Here is an 18,738-nt window from a genome sequence, read left to right as displayed (position 1 = left end):
CAACGGCGAAGTTGGTCATGAGCGATAACCCAGTGGTTATGGCTGGGGGAGGGCGGTGAGTAGTTCGAGGAGTGCGGTGACGGCGCGGGTGGGGGTGCGGCCGGCGGCTGTTGCTACGGACAACGTCCAGGACAGGGTGGGGTCGACCAGGGGGAGGCGGACGACGTCGTCCAGGGTGGTTGGGATGTCGGGGACGACGGCGATGCCGAGGCCGGCGGCTACGTACTCGGGGACTTCGCTCAGGTCGGGGACTTCGACGTGGACCTGGCGTGGGATTCCGGCCCGCTCGAACTCGCGGTCGACCATCCGCCGGTTGCCGAACCCGGGCAGCATGTCGACGAACCGCTCACCCTTCAGCTCCTGCAGCCGGACGCCGGCGCCCGCGGCGAGCCGGTGCGTCGGCGGCACCAGGACGGCGAACGGGACGGACATCAACTCGCGGACGTCGAGCCCGGTCAGCTCGGCCGGGGGCAGACCGAGCAGCGCGAGATCCAGCCGCCCGTGCCGGACGTCGTCGGCCAGGCCGCTCGACCCGGTCGGCGAGGTCGTGACCTGGACGTCGACGAGCGGGTAGCGCCGGTAGAAGGCGCCGAGCAGCGGTGCGAGGTCGACCAGCCCGAGCCGGGTCATCGTGCCGATCCGGATGTTGCCGCGCAGCCCGGTCGACGCCTCCTCGACGACGGCTCGCGCGCGGTCGAGCGCTTCGAGCGCCGCCTTCGCCTCGGGCAGCAGCGCGACACCGGCGTCCGAGAGCAGCACTCGCCGGGTGGACCGATCGAAAAGTGTGGTTTTCAGATCGGTCTCCAGTGCCCGGATCGCCGCCGAGACCGTCGACTGGACGGTGAACAGGCGCTGCGCGGCCCGGGTGAAGCTGAGCTCCTCGGCGACCGCGACGAAGTACTCGAGTTGCCGGCTGTCCATCGAGTAATTATCGACAATGACGATAAGAGAGTGCAAGAACTTTCGTTGGACTCGATAGATCAACTGGACGACCATGGTTGATATGTCCACCTTGACGCAGTCCCGCCCGACCATGGCCCGGGTGCGGTTCGCGCACGCACCGGGTTTCTGGGTGATCGCCGCGGCCTTCCTGACCACGATGGCCTTCTCGACCGTGCCGACCCCGCTCTACGCGATCTACCAGCGCCGGGACGGGTTCCCGACGTACGTCATCACGATCATCTTCGCGGCGTACGCCGTCGGCGTGATGGTCAGCCTCTACCTGGCCGGTCACGTCAGCGATTGGCTCGGCCGGCGCCGCGTCGCGCTGCTCGCCGTCCTCGCCGAAGCAGTCGCGGCGGCGATCTTCCTGATCTGGCCGGCCGTCCCCGGCCTGCTGCTCGCGCGCTTCATTTCCGGCGTGGGCGTCGGCGTCCTGACTGCGACCGCGACGGCGCACCTGTCCGAGCTACGGCAGATCGCGCGCCCGGCCGAGGACCCGAGCCGCTCGGCCCTGATCTCCAGCATGGTCAACCTCGGTGGGCTGGCCTTCGGTCCGCTGGTCGGCGGGCTGCTCGCCCAGTATGTGTCCGGTCCGCTCGTGCGCCCGTACGAGATCTTCCTGATTCTGCTGCTGCTCAGCGCGCTCGGGATCGCGCTGGTTCCGGAGACCGTCGAGCGGTTGGAGGAGCGTCCGGCGTACCGGCCGCAGCGGGTCGCGTTGCCGGCTGCCGCGAAGCCGCTGTTCTTCGCGACCGCGATCGGCGCCTTCGCGGCGTTCGCGATCTTCGGTCTGTTCACCTCACTCGCGCCCACCTTCCTGGCCGGCGTCCTGCACCACCCGTCGCGAGCGCTGGCCGGCGTCGTCGCCTTCGTCGTCTTCATCGCCGGTGCGGTCAGCCAGGTCGTCTTCGTCCGGATGGCCCGGCGCAATCAGCTTCGGCTCGGCCTGGTCCTGATGTCGGCCGGTCTGATCGGGATCGCGGTCGGCGGTCTGCTGCCGAGTCTCGCGCTGTTCATCGCCGGAGGCGTGATCGCCGGCGCCGGCGTCGGCCTGGTCTTCCGCGGCGCGGTCGCCACCGCCGCCTCGCTCGCCGACCCGGCCGCTCGCGGCGAGGTGCTGGCCGCGCTCTTCCTGATCGCGTACGCCGGGCTCGCCGTCCCGGTCCTCGCCATCGGACTGGGGATCGCGCTCCTCCCAGCCGCGACCGCGCTGGTCGTCTTCTCCGCGCTGATCCTGATCCTGGTCAATGTCGCGGTACCCCGGATGCTTTAACTAGCATGCGCGCATGGGTGTGACGGTGACGGTCGGAGAGCAGGACGCCTATCTCGCGCGGGTCGGCCGGACGGGGATGCTGTTGCTCCCGATGATCACCGGCATCGGCGAGCAGATCCGCGACTGGGCGGACGAGCTCGCCGCCGCGGGGATCACGGCCCTGGTCTGGGATCCCTTTCAGGGGAAGAGCACCGACAACACCCCGCGCGAGGAGATGTTCCCGCTCGCGAGTCAGTTGGACGACGACCAGGCGCTCGCCGATCAGCAGGCCCTCGTCGACTACCTCTTCGACGAGCTGGGCTGCACCAAGGTCGGCGTGATCGGCTGGTGCCTCGGCGGCCGCTTCGCCCTGCTGCTCGGCGCCCGCGACCACCGGCTCGCCAACGTGATCGCCTACCACCCGACCGTCCCCTCCGACCTGCCGCCGCATCACACGTACGACGCCATCGGCGACGCGGCCGCGATCACCGCACCGGTCCTGGTCAGCTATCCCAGCGCCGACACGCTCGTCACCAACGCGGACTTCGAGGCCCTCCAAACTGTCCTGCAGTCCCGGTCGGCCGGCGCCACCTTCACGCAGTACTTCCCCGGCGCCGAGCACGGCTTCTCCGACCGCATGCGGCACGGCAGCGAGGTCAACGCCAACGCCTTCAAGCTGGCCTGGCCGCAGACGCTCGCCTTCATCAAAAGCTAGGCGACCTGGCGGCGGTGCGCGCTCGGTGTCGTCCCGCGCACGCGTTTGAAGGCGACGCTCAGCGCGAAGGCGTTCGCGTAGCCGACCCGGCGCGCGATCGTCTCGACGGTGTCCTGCGTACTGCGGAGCTGATCGGCCGCGAGTGTGATCCGCCAGCTCGTCAGGTAGCTCATCGGCGCCTCGCCGACGACGGCGGTGAAACGCCGCGCCAGCCCGGCACGCGACACCCCGACCCGATCCGCCAGCTCCGGCACGCTCCAGGGGTACGCCGGCTCCGCGTGCAGCAGCCGCAGCGCCGCACCCGCGACCGGGTCGGTCTGGGCCTGGTACCACCCGGGCGCGTGCGACTCGGGCCGCGCGAACCACGCCCGCAGCGTGACGATCAGCGCGAGGTCGAGCCAGCGATCCAGCACGCTCTGCTGCCCGGGCGACTCGCGCCGGATCTCGTCGAAGATCATCTCCATCACCGGCCCGGCGACGTCCGCGGCCGGTACCACCAGCACCGGCGGCAACGCGGTGACGAGCCGCCGGCTGACATCACCCGCGACCGTATAGGTGCCGCTGGCAATCATCACGTCACCGCTCACGCGCAGGCCGAACGTCCGCGGTCCCAGGCGTTCACTGTAGTCAATAGGTGCCCCAGGCAACGGTTCGCAGACGTTGCCGGGGTTGATCCGCAGCTGCGGCGCGGTGCTCAGCTCGTCACTGACGACGTACGGCGCCGGGCCGGTGAAGATCGCGACGTCCCCCTCGGCCATCCGGAGCGGCTCGATCCCGGCCCGGCTGATCCACCCGCCGCCGCGGACCATGGTCGCGATCGCCAGCGGCGCCTCGTCGCGGATCTCCAGCGCCCAGGGCGTGTTCAGGATGCCGAGGTTGAACACGCCGTCCACCGCGCGCGTCCCGGCGAGCAGGTCGTCGAGTACGTCCATCCCGGCAGCGTACGCCGTCCTGAGCGTTTCGAACATCCAATTGCGCCGAACAGCCATGGTTTGACTCACCTGATCGCGATGAACTTGAGCCATGACGAACTCACCGATTCTGATCCTGGGCGGCAAGGGCAAGACCGGCCGCCGCGTCGCGACCCAGCTCGAGGCCCGCGGCGTCCCCTTCCGGCTGGCCTCGCGCTCCAGCGCGCAGCGCTTCGACTGGTACGACGAGAGGACGTGGTCGCCGACCATCGCGGACGCCGAAACGGCGTACCTCGCGCCGCCCGTCGGGCCGACCGGGCTCGCGCAGGCCGGTCGCTTCATCAAGCAGGCCGCCGCCGAAGGACTGCGCCGCGTCGTCCTGCTGTCCGGTCGCGGCGTCGGCAGCCCCGGCCGCGAATTCGCCGTCTACCAAGGCCAACTCGACCTCGAGCACGCCGTCCAGGAAAGCGGCGCGGCCTGGACGATCATCCAGCCGGCCTGGTTCGCCCAGAACTTCAGCGAGGACTTCCTCCGGTACGACGTCCTCGCCGGTCAGCTCCGGTTGTCGGCCGGCGCCGGCGCCGAGGCCTGGATCGACACCGACGACATCGGCGACGTGCTGACCGCCACCTTGCTGAGTGAGGCCTACACCGGCGCGAGCTACGCCCTGTCCGGCCCGCGCACGCTGACCCTCGCCGAGGTCGCCGCCGAGTTGAGCACCGCGATCGGCCGTCCGATCAGCTACGTCGACCTCGACCCCGAACAGCACGTCGCCGAGCTCGTCGAGCAGGGCCAGACCCAGGAGGACGCCGAGGCGGTGCGCGACCTGTTCGCGGTCATCCGCAACCACCGCTCGGAGTACGTGTCGGACGGCGTCCAGCGCATCCTCGGCCGGGCGCCGCGCGACTTCACCGACTGGGCCCGCGCCACCGCGCAGACCGGCATCTGGGCCGCTTGAGCTCCTACCAGCGCAGTCAGCGCTGCAGGTCGGCCCATTCGTCGGCGGTCATCTCGTGCAGCTCGGCCTTCGCCGTCTTCGGCTGGACGTTGGCGCCCTGACCGACCGCACCGCCGCCGAACACGATGTTGGCCCAGTTGTTCTGGGCGGTGAGCGTGTTGTTGGCATTGTCGTCGTTGATGTCGGCCGCGGTCACGTCCGTCGCGTCGCCGTCGCAGTTCCAGTCGATCGGGCCGCTGGCCGCGCCGGACGTCGTCCGGGAGGTGCCGTTCGGGCACTTCCAGCTGGTCTTGAACGCGGACGCCGAGGCGCCGAGACCGTCCGCCTCGACCAGGCGGGTCTCGTTCAGGGCCGGCGGCTCGACGTTCGAGTAGCTGAACGATAGCGTGCCATCGGCCTTCGGCAGGCCGCCGAGCTGGAAGAAGTAGTTCATCACGCTCAGGTAGTTCGGCTTGTAGTTCACGTGATCCGAACCGCCATGGCTGAGGCCGAGGTTGTGGCCGATCTCGTGGACGAACGTGCCGACGTTGATGTTGTCGTTCGCCGTCCAGCACTTCGGGCCGACCGTGACGATGAACGTGTCGTTCGGGATGTTGAAGGCCTGGCCGCTGCTGCAGCCGCCGTCGTAGCTGTCGGCCCAGAGCATGTAGTGGAAGACCGCCTTCCGCGCCGGGGCGAAGTTGGCGTTCTTGATCGCGTTGGTCTGTGCGGCCGACGGGTTCAGGTCCGCGTCGTAGGCGACCTCGTTCCCGCCGCCCAGGTTGTACGCCGCGCCGCGGGCGGACCCGGCGTCCAGGTGGATCTTGATCCCGGTGGTCCCGTTCGGGTTGTCGACCGGCGCCTGCGTGAAGATCTGGACGATCCGATCCAGCGCAGCCGTCGTCGCCAGCAGACCGGACATGTAGTCCATCTCGACGAACAGGTCCTTCTTCCGCGGATCCGCGCCCATCGCCGGCAGGTCCACGTCGATGACGCCGTCGCCGTTCGCGTCGTACCCGTTGGTCTCCCAGCTGTCCGGGAGCGAGTCGCCATCGGTGTCGGTGGCAAGTACCGCCTGCGACACAACCGGGGCGGTGGCTGTGTCGGCAGACGGTACGGCGGCCATCGCACTGGTCGCGGCCAGACCAATGGCGGCCAGTGAGCCAGCCATGGTCAGCAGGGCAGAGCGACGCCTCATCAGATCTCCTAGGGGGGCGGTGGGTGATCTGCCCGGTACCGTAAGTGATCGCGGTCACCTAAGCGAGACCGAGCAGCGCCATGGCCCAATTGGGTCACTCGTTTGAACCTCAGCGCCGCCGCTCAGCCGGAGTCAGCTCAGGCAGGTCGGTGGTCATGGGAGTGGCCGGCACCTCAGGCCCCTGGCCGACCCGGCCGCCGCCGAACACGAGGTTGGACCAGTCGTTCTGGCTGCTCAGGGTGCTGCTGACGAGGTCGTAGTTGATGTCGACCGCGGCGACGTCCTCGGTGTCCCCGTCGCAGTTCCAGTCGATCGGGTCGCTGGCCGGGCCGGGCGTGTACCAGGTCTGGTGGTTCGGGCAGACCCAGCTGGTCTTGAACGGCGCGGCCGCGCTGCCGAGCCCGTCGGCCTCGTTCAGCTGACTCTCGTCCAGGTCCGGGACGTCGACGTCGGAGTAGCCGAAGTAGCGCGTGCCGTCAGCCTTCCGGACGCCCCAGTGCCAGGCGTAGTTCATCACGCTCAGGTAGTTCGGCTTGTAGTTGACGGCGTCCGAGCCGCCGTGGTGCAGGCCCAGATTGTGGCCGAGCTCGTGGACGAACGTGCCGACGTTGCGGTCGTCGGTGGCGTTCCAGTTGCACCGCTGGCCGACCGTCACGATGAAGTGGTCGAACGGGACCGAGAACGAGATGCCGCCGCTGCAGCCGCCGTTGTAGCTGTCGGCCCAGAGCATGTAGTGGAAGACGGCCCTCCGGCCCACGAAGAAATGCGTGAACTTGATCCGGCCGGTCTCATTGGCCGCCGGGTTCAGATCGTCGTCGTAGGGGACCTGGTTACCGCCGCCCAGGTCGTACGCCGGACCGCGGGCCGGCCCGGCGTCGAGATGCAGGGCGACCCCGGTGCTGCCGTCCGGGTTGCTGACCGGCGCCTGCGCGAAGATCTCGACGATCCGATCCAGCGCGGTGACACTGGCCAGCCGACCCTCCATGTAATCCATCTCGACGAACAGGTCCTTCTTCAAGGGATTCGCGCCCAGCGCGGGCAGGTCGACCTCGAGGACGCCGTCGCCGTTCGCGTCGTACCCGTTGATCTCCCAGCTGTCCGGCAATGAGTCGCCGTCGGTGTCGGGGAGCGCCAGCTGAGGCGCGGCCGGGAATTCGGGGGCGGCGGTCGCGCTGGTGGCAGCGAGCGCGGCTGCGGCGAGCACGGTGAATGCGGTCAGTAAGGCAAGGCGGCGCCTCATCTGGATCTCCTCACGGGCGGTAAGTGATCTGGACCAATACGGTAGGTGAAGTCAGCGGAGCTCGCCGGGGTAGCGGACAGGTGCTGGCCGGTATTGGTGTGAGACTTGGGGTATGTCCGAAACTTCGGCTCGGTTGCTTTCGTTGTTGTCGCTGTTGCAGGCGCGTCGGGATTGGCCTGGGTCGTTGCTGGCCGAGCGGCTCGAGGTGAGTTCGCGGACGGTGCGGCGGGACGTCGATCGGCTGCGCGACCTGGGGTATCCGGTGCGGGCGATCAAGGGGCCGGACGGCGGTTATCGGCTGGACGCCGGCGCCGAGCTGCCGCCGCTGTTGTTCGACGACGACCAGGCGATCGCGGTCGCGGTGGCGTTGCAGACCGCGACGACGACGGTCGCCGGGATCGAGGAGGGCGCGTTGCGCGCGCTCGCGACGGTCCGGCAGGTGATGCCGGCGCGGTTGCGGCAGCGGGTCGACGCGCTGCAGGTGACGACGATCGATCGGTACGCGACTCGGCGTACGACGGTGAACTCGGACCAGCTGATCGCCATCGGGATGGCGGTCCGGGCGAACGAGGTCCTGCGGTTCGACTACGCGGCTCCGGGCGCGCCGGAGGGGGAGTGGTTGCCGCCGCGGAAGGTGGAACCGCATCACCTGGTGACCTGGGGCGGCCGGTGGTACCTGATCGCCTGGGACCTCGACCGCGTGGACTGGCGGACGTTCCGGGTCGACCGGATGACGCCGAAGACGCCGACCGGGCCGCGGTTCACGCCGCGCGAGCTGCCCGCGCCGGACGTCGCGGCGTACGTCGCGAAACAGTTCAAGTCGACCGAGCAGTACCCGTTCCGCGGGGAGGCGATCCTGCAGACGCCGGCGTCCGATGTCGCGCCGTGGGCCGGGCGGGACACCGTGGTCGAAGAAGTCACGCCGACCAGTTGCCGGGTGATCATGTCGGCCTGGTCGTGGATCGGGCTGGCCGCGACGTTCGGCATGTACGAGTGCGACCTCCAGCTGATCGGCCCGCCCGAGCTGATCGAGGCGGCTGAGCAACTCGCGAACCGTTACCAGGAAGGGATTTCATGACCGCCGAACTGATCCTCGCGGACCATGCGGCCTGGCATGCCTGGCTCGGCGCGAACCACCTGAGCAGCGACGGCGTCTGGCTGGTGATTGCGAAGAAGAACGTGACGACGCCGACCAGCCTCGCGATCACCGACGCCCTCGACGAGGCGCTCTGTCACGGCTGGATCGACGGTCAGCGCAAGGCCCGCGACGAGCACACCTTCCTCCAGCGCTACACCCCGCGCCGCGCCCGCAGCCTGTGGTCGCAGCGCAACGTCGGGCTGATCGCCCGCCTGGAGAGCGAAGGCCGGATGCTCCCGGCCGGTCGCGCCGAGGTCGAGCGGGCCAAGGCCGACGGACGCTGGGACAAGGCGTACGCCGGTCCCGCGACCATCGAGGTCCCGGCGGAGCTCGCCGCCGCGCTGGCCGCCGTACCGCGCGCCCAGGCGATGTTCGACATCCTCACCAGCGCCAACCGGTTCGCCGTCATCCATCGCGTCAACGACGCCAAACGCGCCGAGACCCGCGCCAAACGAATCGCCCTGTACGTCGAGCAACTCAGCTGCGGCGAGACCATCTATCCGCAGAAACGAACGCTCTAGTCGACGAGGTCCAGCGCTGCTTCCTGGCCGTCGGTCAGCGGGAAGTAGGCCAGGAACGTGACGCCTTCCGGCCCGGCGTCGAACCGGATCCGCTCGTCGGCCGGCTCGTAGAAGAGGTCGCCCGGACCCAGGACGACCTCCGCCTCGTCGCGCAGCTGGTAGAACGCCGACCCGGTCTCGATACTCCCGAACACCGGCCCGTTGTGGGTGTGCCAGCCGACCGCGGCGTCCGGGACGATCGAGATCCGGCGCACCTCCATCCGGCGGACCGGCAGGTCCTTCGGCAGCACCTGATCCAACACGACTTCACGCACGATCTGCTCCATGGCAGCATCGTACATACCAATAGGTACAGACGTCGATCAGTACAGGATCGGGTTCAGCGGCGAGGAGATCAGCTCGCCCGGCCGCTGACCGGGCAGCCAGCTGGCGAGGTCGTTCTCCTGGAAGCTGTTCAGCGGCGGTGCGATCTCCATCGTCGCGTCGACGTAGATGATCGTCATCACCCGGCGCGGTACCGGCGTCGTGTTGGCCGGTGCATGGTGGAAGGTCCAGCCGAGGTGGTAGCTGACCTCGCCGAGCTCGTACGGCTCGGACACCTCGGGGAACGCCTGTTCGCTCAGCGCCTGCTGCAGGACGCGCTCGGACTCGTCGCTGATCGGCAGGTCGCGGCCGTGCTCGAAGACGTGGCTACCGGCGGCGAAGGACAGCGGGCCCATCTCCATCGGGGTGTCCTGGAGGGGGATCCAGACGGTGACGCAGCGGTCGGTGGTGAACGGCCAGTAGTACTGGTCCGCATGCCACGGCGTCACGCCGCCGCCGGACTCCTTGTACAGCGCCTGGTCGTGGTACAGCCGGACGGACTGGACGCCGAGCAGCTGCGCGGCCAGCCGGGCGAGCCGTGGCGACGAGACGAACTCGAGCACCTGCTCGCTGTCCTGCCACAGGTTCATCACCTGCAGGAACGCCTTGCCGTAGGTGTCCCGCTCGGCCAGCGGGACGTGCTGGGTGTTCAGCTCGATCACCTTCCCGGTGATCTCGGGCTCGTACGCCGCGATCGTGGCCGGGCTGAGCACGTTCTTCAGTTTCACGAAACCGTGCTCGGTGAAATGCGCCAGATCGGACCGGCTGAGGGTGTAGTCGGCGTCGAGCTCGGAGCGGGTCGCAGTCATGGGACCTTAGGGTCCACAACGGATCCATCGATGTAAAGATCACTGATCAAATTACTCCGGTGTACGTCAGCGCGAACGTGCCACAGGGGAGCAGGAACAGCGCCGCGAGCACGATGATCCCGCGGAACGACTGCCGCGGCCCGATCAGCTTCCCGTAGGCGATCACCAGCACCGGCACCATCACGACCTCGAGCAGCAGCATGCTGCGCGGGATGATCGTGTCGGTCGCAGCCAGAATCACCGACAAGGCTGCCGCTGCGATCCAGGCGCCGTACCCGAGCCGGTACGTCGTCCGCGCGCCGTATCGGACGGCGATCGTGTGATACCCGGCGGCGCGGTCCGCGTCGAGGTCGGCCAGTGTGGTCGGCAGGTAGAGGCCGACGGCGGCGAGCGTTCCCTGCAGACCCATCAGCCAGGGGAAGTTGCTCAGATCCGGGTTGATGGCGGCCCAGCCGGCCAGCGGGCCGAAGGCGCCGAGCGCCAGCGCGTTCACCGCGACGTCGAACCCGGCGCGCGTCTTCAACCGGACCGGCGGGACGCTGTAGGCGTACCCGAGCAGGACGGCGAGCAGCACGCCGAGCGCGAACACGATGCCGACGTGCAGGCTGATCCCGACCGCGGCTACCGCGGCTGCGAAGGCCAAGCGTTTGGCGGCCCGCAGCGTGATCCGCCCGTCCAGGAGCGGCGACTTCGCCTTTCGCGGGTTCAGCCGATCGCTCGGCAGGTCGTAGGCGTCGTTCACCGCGAGGACGGCGAGCCAGACCAGCGGGCCCATCACGACCGCGCCGACGATGAGCCGCGGCCACTCCTCGAGCGGCGGGATCAGCTGCCGCGTCGCGAGCAAGATGCCGACGTAGTAGGGCACGATCGAGACGACCCAGAACGCCGGCCGCCCGACCGCGATGACATCACGAACCCGGCGAGCTGTCGGAAGTCCAGCCATGATGGCCACGACTCCACTGTGCTCCTCCGGCCGGCGCAAGCGCCTCCTTCGCAGGCGTGAGTCCCCTCACTCTCCAGCGGGAATGTGAGCAAGGGAACCGTTCTCGAGGGCGACCCAGACCGATCCGTCCGGAGCGACCGCGAGCCCGTGCGGCTCGGACCCTTCGCCCAGCGCGACCTCCCGCCGGACGACGCCGTCCGCGTCGAGCCGGACCAGCGAACCCGCGCCCCACAAGGTGATCCAGCAGCCGCCATCGGGCAGGGCGACGACCGCGTGCGGCTTCGAGCCGGCCGGGAGCGCGAACTCCTCGATCTTCCCGTCGCCGGTGATCCGGCCGGCCTGATCGGCGAGGATCTCGACGAACCAGATGTGGCTCGGCCCCGCGCTGATCCCGACCGGGCCGGCGGCCTCGGTCGGCAGCGGGTAGGTCGTGACCACGCCGGACGTCGTCATCCGGCCGATCGCATTGCCCTGATTCAGGGTGAACCACAGCTCGTCCGTCGCGGTGATCATCGCCGGGAACGCGCCGGGCACCCCGATCGGGTACGTCGTCAGCGTCCCGTCGCTGCTGATTCGGGCCACCTCGTCGGTGCTCATCAGCGTGCACCACAAGGCGTTGTCGGGCCCGACGCAGATCCCGTACGGCGCGCCCGGCGCCGCGATCGCCGAAAGGTTGCCGTCGGCATCGATGTGGCCGACGTGGTCGTCGCCGTTCCGGGTGAACCAGACGCCGCCGTCCGGACCGGGCACGATCACCATCGGCCGCGCGCCGGGATCGAGCTCGAACCGCCGGCCGTCGACGCGCGCGACCGCAGCCGCATGGACCAAAGTCGCCCACACTGCGCCGTCGGCGCACGCGACGCCGTACGGACCGTCGGCGGCGCCTGCAATCTCCACGCGGAGCAAGAGAGTCATCTCCTTAATGCGACGTATGTAGTGTTAAGATCGTGACATGAGCGAGGGTGATCGCGCAAGCAGGCCGGGTGGCCGGACGGCGCGGGTGCGTGCCGAGGTGCTGGCCGCCGTGGTGGCGGAGCTGGCCGAGTACGGGTACGACGGGCTCACGATGGACGGCGTCGCGGCGCGCTCGGGTGTCCACCGCACGACCGTGTACCGGCGCTGGAAAAGCGTCGGTGGGTTGCTCGTCGACCTGCTCGACTCGGGCGCCACCGACGAGTGGGCGCCGGCCGACACCGGCACGCTCGAAGGTGATCTGATCGCGCTCAATCGCGAGGTGTACGAGTCGCTCACGGTCGAGCCGTCCATCACTCGGGCCGTGATCGCCGCCTCCTTCCGGACGCCGGAGGCGGCTGACGCGTTGCGAGAGTTCTGGGCCGATCGCTACCGGCGTTCGGGTGTCGTGGTGCAGCGCGCGATCGACCGCGGTGAGGTGCTGGCCGGGACCGACGCGTACGAGGTGTGTGTGGCGGCGACCGCGCCGATCTACCACCAGCTCCTGCTGCTGCGGCAGCCGATGACCCGCGCCGAATCCGATCGCTACGCGCGAGCTGCGGCCCGACTAGGGTCGAGCTGACGCCTAACGGGAGGGACCGCCGTGACTGGACGCTTGACCGACGAGGTCGTGCTGGTGACCGGAGCCGCGCGCGGGATCGGGCGCGCCGTCGCCGAGAAGGCCGGAGCCGAAGGCGCTGCCGTCGGGTTGATCGACATCCTGGCCGAACAGCTGGCCGAGACCACGGCCGAGCTGCGCGCGAACGGCGTCCGGGTAGCTTCGGTCGTCGGCGACGTCACGGCTGAGGAGTCGGTCGCCGAAGCGGTCGCGCAGCTGGCCGCCGAGCTCGGCCCGGCCACCGTCCTGGTCAACAACGCCGGCAAGAATGCGTACGCCGATGCCACCCGGATGACCGTCGCCGAGTGGGACTCCGTCTTCGACGTCGACCTCAAAGGCGCCTGGTTGCTCGCGCGCCAGGTCCTGCCGTCGATGATCACGAACCGGCACGGCGCGATCGTCAACATCGCGTCGATCCACTCGAACCTGACCACCGCCGGCATGTTCCCGTACGCCGCCGCCAAATCCGGCCTGGTCGGGATGACGCGCTCACTGGCCCTCGACGTCGGCCCGCACAACGTCCGCGTCAACGCGGTCAGCCCCGGCTACATCGGGACCGATCTGCTCGACGAGTTCTTCGACACCTTCCCCGGCGAACGCGACCGCGCCATCGGCGTCCACCCGCTCGGCCGGATCGGCACCCCGGCCGACGTCGCCGAGGTTGTCTGCTTCCTCGCCTCGACCGCGGCCGCCTTCGTCACCGGCGCCAACTGGGCCGTCGACGGCGGCCTCGGCGTCCGCTACGCCTGAGGGTCAGCCGTAGTTGCCGGGGTTGTAGGCGCAGGCCTCGGCCAGGTCGGGTGCGGGTTTCGCGGTGGTCGGTTTGCGGGTCGTCGACGGCTTCGGGGTCTTCGGGGTCGTCGGCTTCGCGGTGGGCTTGGCCGGGCCGAGGTGTTTCTGGATCAGCTTGCGCATCGCGGCGTAGTCCGGGTCGCGGCCGTTCGGGAAGTTCTTCTGCTTGTCCAGGTCGACGTTGGTGATGGCGCCGTTCTTGACCCGCTGGCCGAGGGTGACGAACGCGCCCAGGATCGACTGCGGGATGTCGGTCCGGATCAGCTGCTCGCCGGCCTTCGCGATATCGAGGTAGTTGGCGAGCACGTTCTGCGGGGTCGCGCGCTCGACGATCGCCTTCACGGTGCAGCGCTGCCGGGCCTGCCGGGCGAGGTCGGCGCCCTTGACGGCGTAGCGGCCGCGGGCGAACCAGAGGGCGTCGGCGCCGTTCAGGTGCCGGTCCGGCCCGGGCTCGAGCCACCGGTTCGGCGGGATCTTCTTGTCGTCGTTACCGCCGACCGGGACCCGGTAGTTGATGTTCACGGTGATCCCGCCGAGCGCCTGGACGAGCTGCGCGAACCCGGCCAGGTTGACCTGCACGTAGTAGTGCAGCTTCAGCCCGAGCGCCTCGCCGACCGACATCTTCAGGACGTCGGCGCCGGGGTTGTCCGACGGGCCGATCAGGTTGCCGTACTCCGCGGGGATGATCCGGTACATCGCGTCCAGGTAGTAGTTCGGCTGTTCCTTCGGGCCATCCGGATCCCAGTAGCCGGTCGGGAACCGCCGGTGCAGCGCGGTCCCCTCCGGGAACGGCATCCGCATCCAGTTCCGGGTCAGCGAGATGAGCGCCGTCCGTCCGGTCCGGGTGTCGATACTCGCGACCATGATCGAGTCGGTCCGGGTGCCTTGGCGGCCCTCGCCGTCGTCCGCGCCGAGGAGCAACACGTTCAGCCGCGGGACCTCGGCCCACGGGTCCTTGGTGTTCTTGATCTTCGGCCGGGTCTGGCTCTTCGAGCCGTCACCGGAGAACACCTTCTGGACCAGGTCGCGCTGTGCCATCAGGGTCTGCGCGCCCATCGCCGTACTCGTCGCCAGCCCGAAACAGACCAGCCCGATCACCGCCGACCCGGCCAGCCGGGCCCCCGGCCCCGCGTGCAGCGGTCGCAACATCTTGTACGACGTGACCAGCACCGTCACCCAGAGCAACGCGATCACCCCGAGGCCGACCACCATCGCGAGCAGCACATCAGGCTGCAACGCCCAGGCGACCACTTGATCCCGTCGCGTCAGGACGACGAACGCCGCCCCGCCGTACACCAGCAAGGTCAGCAGCAGCACGACGGTCCCCAGCCGCCGCCTCCCCGCCGCCAGATACCCCACCCCCGGCAGCAACGCCCCCGCGATCGCCACCGCCAACGCGCGGCCCCCCGACCGCCCACGAGGTCTCGCTCGCCGCGCCCGGGACCCAGCTCTGCTTCTCGAGGCCACGCCCCTTTGATTCCCGCACCCCGGAAAAAGTTGGCACGATCTCCCCATGACCGCTCCCCAAGCCCGCCGAGCCACCCCGGACGACGCGGATGCGCTGGTTCACCTCCGCGGCCTGATGATCGAGGGGATGGGTTCCGACCCCGGCGGACCCGACGCCCGCTGGCGCAAGAACGCCCGAGCCTGGTATGCCGAGCAGCTCGCCCAGCCGAGCGGTTTCGCCGCGTTCGTCGTCGACGACCCGCAGGCCGGGGTGGTCGCGAACGCGGTCGGCCACGTCAACCAGCACCCGCCGGGCCCGAAGGACCCGACGACTCAGCGTGGGCACCTCTACAACGTCAGCACCGAGCCGGCCTTCCGGCGGCAGGGGTTGGCGCGGCTGTGTGTCGTCGCGGTGGTGGAGTGGTTCCGGGACGAGACCGGCGTGGGAGTCGTGGAGTTGAACGCCTCCCCCGACGGTCTCGCGCTGTACGAACAGCTCGGGTTCGTCAGGTCGCGCTACCCGGGGTTGCGGTTGACTTTCTGAGTCACCAGGATGCGGCGGGCATATCAGGCTCCTTTCCACCAGGGCGTTGTCCTGTTTGTGTCTCGAAGCGCGTTGGTGGCGCAGTGAACTTCGCCACCGCCGAGGTGGGACCAGAAGAAGTTCTCGACCCAGTGGACGCGGACGCCGGTGCGAGCGAGCGCGCGTTCGGCGGTCTGGCGGAAGAGATCGCGGCCGTTGAGCTTGGGGCCGTGGGGGTCGGGGGCGGCGAAGTGGCGGTCGGTCAGGGAGATGCCGTTGACCAGGCCCGGCGTCAGCGCCTTGTACAGCTCGGTGCCGGGGACTCGGTCGAAAAGGACCGGGAGCCGGACCAGCTCGTCAGGGCGAAGGCCGGATGCCTTCAGCAGGATCTTCAGCTGATCGTCGATGTGCTGGGCGGCGGTTTCGTTGTCCGCGGTGCCGTTGGCGACGATCTCGTCAACGGTCGGCTTCGACGGTGAGTTGGTGTCCGCGAAGAGCTTCTGCTTGCCGCCGCCGCGGCGCTGGACGTCGTGCAGCAGACGCATCGCGAGTCGCGGGTCGGCGACGGCGAGGGTCCAGCCGCGGGCGTTGTCGGCGCGGACGACGTGCGTCGTCTCGTCCGCGTGGCCGATCATCAACCAGGAGGTGTCGACCACGATCGGCGGCTGGTAGCCCTGGCCCGTCACCATCGTGATGAAGCCGCGGTCCGGACGGCGCTCGCCCGATCCGTAGACGATCCGGCCGTGCGGGTACCCGGCGTACGGCGGGAGCGTCTCGATGTTGCCGCCCATGTTCAGCAGATCGTCGAGGCTCGGGGACGCGGCGTCCGCCAGCTCCTGGACGACGCCGACGTCCGGGCCCCGGAAGTCGCGGTAGAGCAGCCGGCCCGCCGGGCGCGGAGTGGCGACTCCGTCGTAGTCCCAGACGTTGCCGGAGCGGATGAGGATGCGCATCGTGTGGGCGCCGCCGACAGCCGGCATGCTCGCGGTCGCCGGCTCGAAGGTGTCCTGCAGCCACATGTCCTTCCAGCCGTTCGCCGTCCCGGTGACGAACTGCAGCCGCGCACCGGCCGCCTTGGACGCCGTGCCCAAGGTCTTCGCGAACGGCTTCCATTCGCCCGGCACGCCGTCCGGGTACGGCGGCTCGTCGTTGGGCCAGCCGGGTCCCTTGGTCGGGCGGCCGGCCAGCACGGTCTGGGCGCGTTGGAGATCGTTCTGCAGCATCAAAGGAGAGACGCGAAATCGCACCGAATCGCTGCTTCGGCGGCCGGAATCGGTCACCGTCAGCGTGACCGTCACCTGCCCGTCCCACGCCTTCGGGTCGCGGACGATGTCGCGACCCTCCAGCCCGAGCCGGACGCCGGCGCGCAGCTGGCTCGCGGTGAGCCGGCCGACCGGACGGCCGTCGGCGAAGACGCGAGCCTTGTCGGCCGGGCTGACGGTCACCGTGCCGACGCCGGCCGCGGAAAGGTTGCGCAGCGCCTCGATCTTCAGGGGCGCCAGATCGGCCGCGTCCCGCGGGCCGTTGATCCGCTCGTCGGCCGCGTCGTGGCAGGCCGCGAGTTTGTCGTCGACCGCGCGGCCGGCCGCCTCCAGCTCGGCCGGGTCGACGCGGCAACGGCGTCCGTCGTCGTCCAGGTTGGGCAGGAAGATCGCCCCGCGGGCCGCGCTCCAGGTGTCGCGACCGGCGTCGTCGGCCGCGGTCAGCCGGCCGTCGCGATCGACGTCAGCCGTGAGTTTCGCGCTCAGCGGCGTCCCGCGGACCGCGTCGTCGGCCAGCGCCGGAGCAACCAGGGCGGGGCTCGCGGCGAGCAGGGTCGCGGTCGCGAGAGCTGTCGTCCAGCGCAGCATCGAGCCTCTCCTCTTTTTGATACGAACGTATTTCTTAGAACTTAATTTAGCACATCTGTGCCGAGAAGGGTGTTCGGTGCTACGGGCAAGAAGAGGCGACTGGACGTCGTGAGGAGAGCAACGGATGCGTCGCTGGAGTGTTGTCAGGATCGTCGGACTCGCCGCCGTCGCGGTGGTCGGAGTCGGGGTGGTCTATCAGCTGCCGGCCAGCCCGTTCGACCGGACGGCGAAGTCCGAGCGGCCGGTCGTCGACCAGGCTCAGGAGGGCGACCGGCCGCCCGTCGTCACTCCGACGCCGAAGCCCAGCGCTGGTGGCGAGCAGGCCTCGAAGCGGCCGGCGCGGCCGCCGGTCGCGATCAGCTACCCGACCCGCGGCACCGTGAAGTTCACCGTGCTGCCCGCCGACCCCGACGGTCGGGTACTAGGTGCTTCGGGCAAGCTCTTCCGGTTCCAGATCGCGATCGAGGGCGGTATCAAGGGGATCGACAACACCGAGCTGGCGAAGTTCGTCCGGGACACGTACGGCGCGGTCAACGGCTGGACGGCGGGCGGGAAGTTCCGTTTCCAGCAGGTCGGGCCGGGCGACGCGAGCGACTTCCGGCTGATGTTCGTCACGCCGGAAACCCGGGACACCTACTGCGGGTACGCGCCGGACCGGTACACGAGCTGCCGGATCGGCGACCGGGTCGTGCTCAACATCGCCCGCTGGGTGCACGGCGCCCCGAACTACGGCGCGCCGCTGGCGACGTACCGGAAGTACATGATCAACCACGAGACCGGGCATCGCCTCGGCTACGCGCACCAGCTGTGCCCGGCCGCCGGGCAGCCCGCGCCGGTCATGCAGCAGCAGACCCTCGGTCTGCACGGCTGTGTCGCGAACCCGTCGCCGTACCGCGACGGCCAGCTCTACCGCGGGCCGCTCGGTAAGTACGACGACCCGATCCCGGGCGTCAGCTAGTTCTGCAGGAGGACATGCGGTAGCGCCGGGCTGGCGGCTGAGCTCACGGAGGCGGACTCCAGGCCGTCGGCGACGGTGTGCAACAAGCGGATCAGGTGGGCGGCGTCGTCCGGGCCGAGGATGCCCGTGACGACGTCGAGCACGCGGACGGTCAGGGCGTCCAGCTGTGAGAGCCGCGCCTGGCCCAGCGAGGTGACGGCCAGCTCGGCGCCGCCGCGGACCATCCCGAGCCCGACCAGATCGGCGATCGCCAGCTCGGCCTCGGCGCTCGTCGTCCCGATCTGCTCGGCGACGCCGGCGGCCGTCGTCCGCCCGTTCGAGACGGCGCTCAGGACGAGCGCGGCCGGCATCTTCAGGCCGACCGCGTCCTGCAGGCCGAGGACCAGCGGATGCGCGTGACCACGGACCCGCTCCACCGCGTCGAGCAGGCGCAACGCGTCGCCGACATCCCCGATCAGGTGCTCGGTCTGCACCGCCGCGAGCCCCATGGCCGCCGGAGGGTCCGATCCCACGACCCCGTCGGCCACCCGCTCCGGGACCGCCAGCGCCTTCGTATCCGTCTCTTCGATGGTCACGATGTCCAGCGTACGGAGTCCCGCCGACAGCTCGGCGTGTCGTTCCTGAGGAATC

Annotated in this window: 20 protein-coding genes; 9 read left to right on the top strand and 11 right to left on the bottom strand. The window is 69.6% G+C overall.

Translation table 11 applies throughout. The features are described 5' to 3' along the window. Nucleotides 1-36: 36 nt before the first annotated feature. A complete protein-coding gene (locus tag ACZ6ZD_RS07950) occupies nucleotides 37-921 on the bottom strand; it encodes a LysR family transcriptional regulator (protein ID WP_465669545.1) in 885 nt (294 codons plus the stop codon). Nucleotides 922-1,003: 82 nt separating this feature from the next. Between ACZ6ZD_RS07950 and ACZ6ZD_RS07945 the strand changes: the two genes are divergently transcribed. Together ACZ6ZD_RS07945 and ACZ6ZD_RS07940 are read left to right on the top strand one after the other, a co-directional pair. Further along, nucleotides 1,004-2,215: an MFS transporter gene (locus tag ACZ6ZD_RS07945; RefSeq protein ID WP_465669543.1), complete on the top strand. Its 1,212-nt coding sequence runs from the start codon at nucleotides 1,004-1,006 to the stop codon at nucleotides 2,213-2,215. Between the two features lie 13 nt (nucleotides 2,216-2,228). Next, nucleotides 2,229-2,909: a dienelactone hydrolase family protein gene (locus tag ACZ6ZD_RS07940; protein ID WP_465669541.1), complete on the top strand. Its 681-nt coding sequence runs from the start codon at nucleotides 2,229-2,231 to the stop codon at nucleotides 2,907-2,909. Here the strand turns inward: ACZ6ZD_RS07940 and ACZ6ZD_RS07935 are convergent. Continuing rightward, entirely contained in the window at nucleotides 2,906-3,841 is a 936-nt protein-coding gene (locus ACZ6ZD_RS07935; protein ID WP_465669539.1) for an AraC family transcriptional regulator, read from the bottom strand. The genes ACZ6ZD_RS07940 and ACZ6ZD_RS07935 overlap by 4 nt on opposite strands. 91 nt (nucleotides 3,842-3,932) lie before the next feature. Between ACZ6ZD_RS07935 and ACZ6ZD_RS07930 the strand changes: the two genes are divergently transcribed. Continuing rightward, nucleotides 3,933-4,778: an NAD(P)H-binding protein gene (locus ACZ6ZD_RS07930; RefSeq protein WP_465669537.1), complete on the top strand. Its 846-nt coding sequence runs from the start codon at nucleotides 3,933-3,935 to the stop codon at nucleotides 4,776-4,778. Nucleotides 4,779-4,794: 16 nt separating this feature from the next. On the opposite strand, the gene ACZ6ZD_RS07925 is transcribed toward ACZ6ZD_RS07930, so the two are convergent. Together ACZ6ZD_RS07925 and ACZ6ZD_RS07920 are read right to left on the bottom strand one after the other, a co-directional pair. After that, a complete protein-coding gene (locus tag ACZ6ZD_RS07925; RefSeq protein ID WP_465669535.1) occupies nucleotides 4,795-5,955 on the bottom strand; it encodes a zinc-dependent metalloprotease family protein in 1,161 nt (386 codons plus the stop codon). A 109-nt stretch (nucleotides 5,956-6,064) separates the two neighbouring features. Continuing rightward, nucleotides 6,065-7,195: a zinc metalloprotease gene (locus ACZ6ZD_RS07920; RefSeq protein WP_465669533.1), complete on the bottom strand. Its 1,131-nt coding sequence runs from the start codon at nucleotides 7,193-7,195 to the stop codon at nucleotides 6,065-6,067. A 112-nt stretch (nucleotides 7,196-7,307) separates the two neighbouring features. On the opposite strand from ACZ6ZD_RS07920, the gene ACZ6ZD_RS07915 reads away from it, so the two are divergent. Beyond that, nucleotides 7,308-8,273, top strand: coding sequence for a helix-turn-helix transcriptional regulator (locus tag ACZ6ZD_RS07915; RefSeq protein WP_465669531.1), 966 nt, complete (start codon nucleotides 7,308-7,310; stop codon nucleotides 8,271-8,273). After that, on the top strand, nucleotides 8,270-8,854 hold the full coding sequence (locus ACZ6ZD_RS07910; RefSeq protein ID WP_465669530.1) for a YdeI/OmpD-associated family protein: 585 nt from the start codon (nucleotides 8,270-8,272) through the stop codon (nucleotides 8,852-8,854). The genes ACZ6ZD_RS07915 and ACZ6ZD_RS07910 overlap by 4 nt, the downstream gene beginning before the upstream one ends. On the opposite strand, the gene ACZ6ZD_RS07905 is transcribed toward ACZ6ZD_RS07910, so the two are convergent. The 4 genes from ACZ6ZD_RS07905 to ACZ6ZD_RS07890 form a co-directional block, all read right to left on the bottom strand. Next, nucleotides 8,851-9,180, bottom strand: coding sequence for a cupin domain-containing protein (locus tag ACZ6ZD_RS07905; protein ID WP_465669528.1), 330 nt, complete (start codon nucleotides 9,178-9,180; stop codon nucleotides 8,851-8,853). The two genes, ACZ6ZD_RS07910 and ACZ6ZD_RS07905, sit on opposite strands and share 4 nt — an antisense overlap. A gap of 36 nt (nucleotides 9,181-9,216) precedes the next feature. Beyond that, the gene (locus ACZ6ZD_RS07900) at nucleotides 9,217-10,026 is read right to left on the bottom strand and encodes a phytanoyl-CoA dioxygenase family protein (protein WP_465669526.1); all 810 of its coding nucleotides are present in this window, start codon (nucleotides 10,024-10,026) and stop codon (nucleotides 9,217-9,219) included. A 46-nt stretch (nucleotides 10,027-10,072) separates the two neighbouring features. After that, on the bottom strand, nucleotides 10,073-10,969 hold the full coding sequence (locus ACZ6ZD_RS07895) for a UbiA prenyltransferase family protein (RefSeq protein ID WP_465669524.1): 897 nt from the start codon (nucleotides 10,967-10,969) through the stop codon (nucleotides 10,073-10,075). A 66-nt stretch (nucleotides 10,970-11,035) separates the two neighbouring features. Further along, nucleotides 11,036-11,884 carry a Vgb family protein gene (locus ACZ6ZD_RS07890; protein WP_465669522.1) on the bottom strand — a complete coding sequence of 283 codons (849 nt, stop codon included), beginning with the start codon at nucleotides 11,882-11,884 and terminating at the stop codon, nucleotides 11,036-11,038. A gap of 37 nt (nucleotides 11,885-11,921) precedes the next feature. Between ACZ6ZD_RS07890 and ACZ6ZD_RS07885 the strand changes: the two genes are divergently transcribed. Together ACZ6ZD_RS07885 and ACZ6ZD_RS07880 are read left to right on the top strand one after the other, a co-directional pair. Continuing rightward, a complete protein-coding gene (locus ACZ6ZD_RS07885; protein WP_465669520.1) occupies nucleotides 11,922-12,503 on the top strand; it encodes a TetR/AcrR family transcriptional regulator in 582 nt (193 codons plus the stop codon). A 21-nt stretch (nucleotides 12,504-12,524) separates the two neighbouring features. Then, nucleotides 12,525-13,289 (top strand): SDR family NAD(P)-dependent oxidoreductase, encoded by a 765-nt coding sequence (locus ACZ6ZD_RS07880; RefSeq protein ID WP_465669518.1) that lies wholly within the window; start codon nucleotides 12,525-12,527, stop codon nucleotides 13,287-13,289. Nucleotides 13,290-13,292: 3 nt separating this feature from the next. Here ACZ6ZD_RS07880 and ACZ6ZD_RS07875 read toward each other — a convergent pair whose 3' ends face one another. Further along, nucleotides 13,293-14,720 carry an LCP family protein gene (locus tag ACZ6ZD_RS07875; RefSeq protein WP_465669516.1) on the bottom strand — a complete coding sequence of 476 codons (1,428 nt, stop codon included), beginning with the start codon at nucleotides 14,718-14,720 and terminating at the stop codon, nucleotides 13,293-13,295. 124 nt (nucleotides 14,721-14,844) lie between these two features. On the opposite strand from ACZ6ZD_RS07875, the gene ACZ6ZD_RS07870 reads away from it, so the two are divergent. Next, the gene (locus tag ACZ6ZD_RS07870; RefSeq protein WP_465669514.1) at nucleotides 14,845-15,321 is read left to right on the top strand and encodes a GNAT family N-acetyltransferase; all 477 of its coding nucleotides are present in this window, start codon (nucleotides 14,845-14,847) and stop codon (nucleotides 15,319-15,321) included. 23 nt (nucleotides 15,322-15,344) lie between these two features. Here ACZ6ZD_RS07870 and ACZ6ZD_RS07865 read toward each other — a convergent pair whose 3' ends face one another. Beyond that, entirely contained in the window at nucleotides 15,345-17,150 is a 1,806-nt protein-coding gene (locus ACZ6ZD_RS07865; protein ID WP_465669512.1) for a protein-arginine deiminase family protein, read from the bottom strand. Nucleotides 17,151-17,274: 124 nt separating this feature from the next. Here ACZ6ZD_RS07865 and ACZ6ZD_RS07860 point away from each other — a divergent pair, with 124 nt between their 5' ends. Continuing rightward, the gene (locus ACZ6ZD_RS07860) at nucleotides 17,275-18,108 is read left to right on the top strand and encodes a DUF3152 domain-containing protein (RefSeq protein WP_465669510.1); all 834 of its coding nucleotides are present in this window, start codon (nucleotides 17,275-17,277) and stop codon (nucleotides 18,106-18,108) included. Here ACZ6ZD_RS07860 and ACZ6ZD_RS07855 read toward each other — a convergent pair. Next, nucleotides 18,105-18,683, bottom strand: a complete 579-nt coding sequence (locus ACZ6ZD_RS07855; protein ID WP_465669508.1) for a MarR family transcriptional regulator — start codon at nucleotides 18,681-18,683, stop codon at nucleotides 18,105-18,107. The genes ACZ6ZD_RS07860 and ACZ6ZD_RS07855 overlap by 4 nt on opposite strands. Between the last annotated feature and the right edge of the window lie 55 nt (nucleotides 18,684-18,738).

The sequence above is a fragment of the Kribbella sp. NPDC104218 genome (assembly GCF_055584105.1).
The sequence above is the reverse complement of the archived record's forward strand: the minus strand, read 5'-3'. Positions and strand labels throughout refer to the sequence as shown.

Excerpts from the sequence above, each read along its gene's own strand:
- ACZ6ZD_RS07915 (WP_465669531.1), top strand. The coding sequence starts at position 7,308 with ATGTCCGAAACTTCGGCTCGGTTGCTTTCGTTGTTGTCGCTGTTGCAG.
- ACZ6ZD_RS07945 (WP_465669543.1), top strand. The coding sequence starts at position 1,004 with ATGTCCACCTTGACGCAGTCCCGCCCGACCATGGCCCGGGTGCGGTTC.
- ACZ6ZD_RS07895 (WP_465669524.1), bottom strand. The coding sequence starts at position 10,969 with ATGGCTGGACTTCCGACAGCTCGCCGGGTTCGTGATGTCATCGCGGTC.
- ACZ6ZD_RS07925 (WP_465669535.1), bottom strand. The coding sequence starts at position 5,955 with ATGAGGCGTCGCTCTGCCCTGCTGACCATGGCTGGCTCACTGGCCGCC.
- ACZ6ZD_RS07870 (WP_465669514.1), top strand. The coding sequence starts at position 14,845 with ATGACCGCTCCCCAAGCCCGCCGAGCCACCCCGGACGACGCGGATGCG.
- ACZ6ZD_RS07935 (WP_465669539.1), bottom strand. The coding sequence starts at position 3,841 with ATGGACGTACTCGACGACCTGCTCGCCGGGACGCGCGCGGTGGACGGC.
- ACZ6ZD_RS07885 (WP_465669520.1), top strand. The coding sequence starts at position 11,922 with ATGAGCGAGGGTGATCGCGCAAGCAGGCCGGGTGGCCGGACGGCGCGG.
- ACZ6ZD_RS07910 (WP_465669530.1), top strand. The coding sequence starts at position 8,270 with ATGACCGCCGAACTGATCCTCGCGGACCATGCGGCCTGGCATGCCTGG.
- ACZ6ZD_RS07930 (WP_465669537.1), top strand. The coding sequence starts at position 3,933 with ATGACGAACTCACCGATTCTGATCCTGGGCGGCAAGGGCAAGACCGGC.
- ACZ6ZD_RS07950 (WP_465669545.1), bottom strand. The coding sequence starts at position 921 with ATGGACAGCCGGCAACTCGAGTACTTCGTCGCGGTCGCCGAGGAGCTC.
- ACZ6ZD_RS07900 (WP_465669526.1), bottom strand. The coding sequence starts at position 10,026 with ATGACTGCGACCCGCTCCGAGCTCGACGCCGACTACACCCTCAGCCGG.
- ACZ6ZD_RS07860 (WP_465669510.1), top strand. The coding sequence starts at position 17,275 with ATGCGTCGCTGGAGTGTTGTCAGGATCGTCGGACTCGCCGCCGTCGCG.
- ACZ6ZD_RS07890 (WP_465669522.1), bottom strand. The coding sequence starts at position 11,884 with ATGACTCTCTTGCTCCGCGTGGAGATTGCAGGCGCCGCCGACGGTCCG.
- ACZ6ZD_RS07865 (WP_465669512.1), bottom strand. The coding sequence starts at position 17,150 with ATGCTGCGCTGGACGACAGCTCTCGCGACCGCGACCCTGCTCGCCGCG.
- ACZ6ZD_RS07920 (WP_465669533.1), bottom strand. The coding sequence starts at position 7,195 with ATGAGGCGCCGCCTTGCCTTACTGACCGCATTCACCGTGCTCGCCGCA.
- ACZ6ZD_RS07940 (WP_465669541.1), top strand. The coding sequence starts at position 2,229 with ATGGGTGTGACGGTGACGGTCGGAGAGCAGGACGCCTATCTCGCGCGG.
- ACZ6ZD_RS07905 (WP_465669528.1), bottom strand. The coding sequence starts at position 9,180 with ATGGAGCAGATCGTGCGTGAAGTCGTGTTGGATCAGGTGCTGCCGAAG.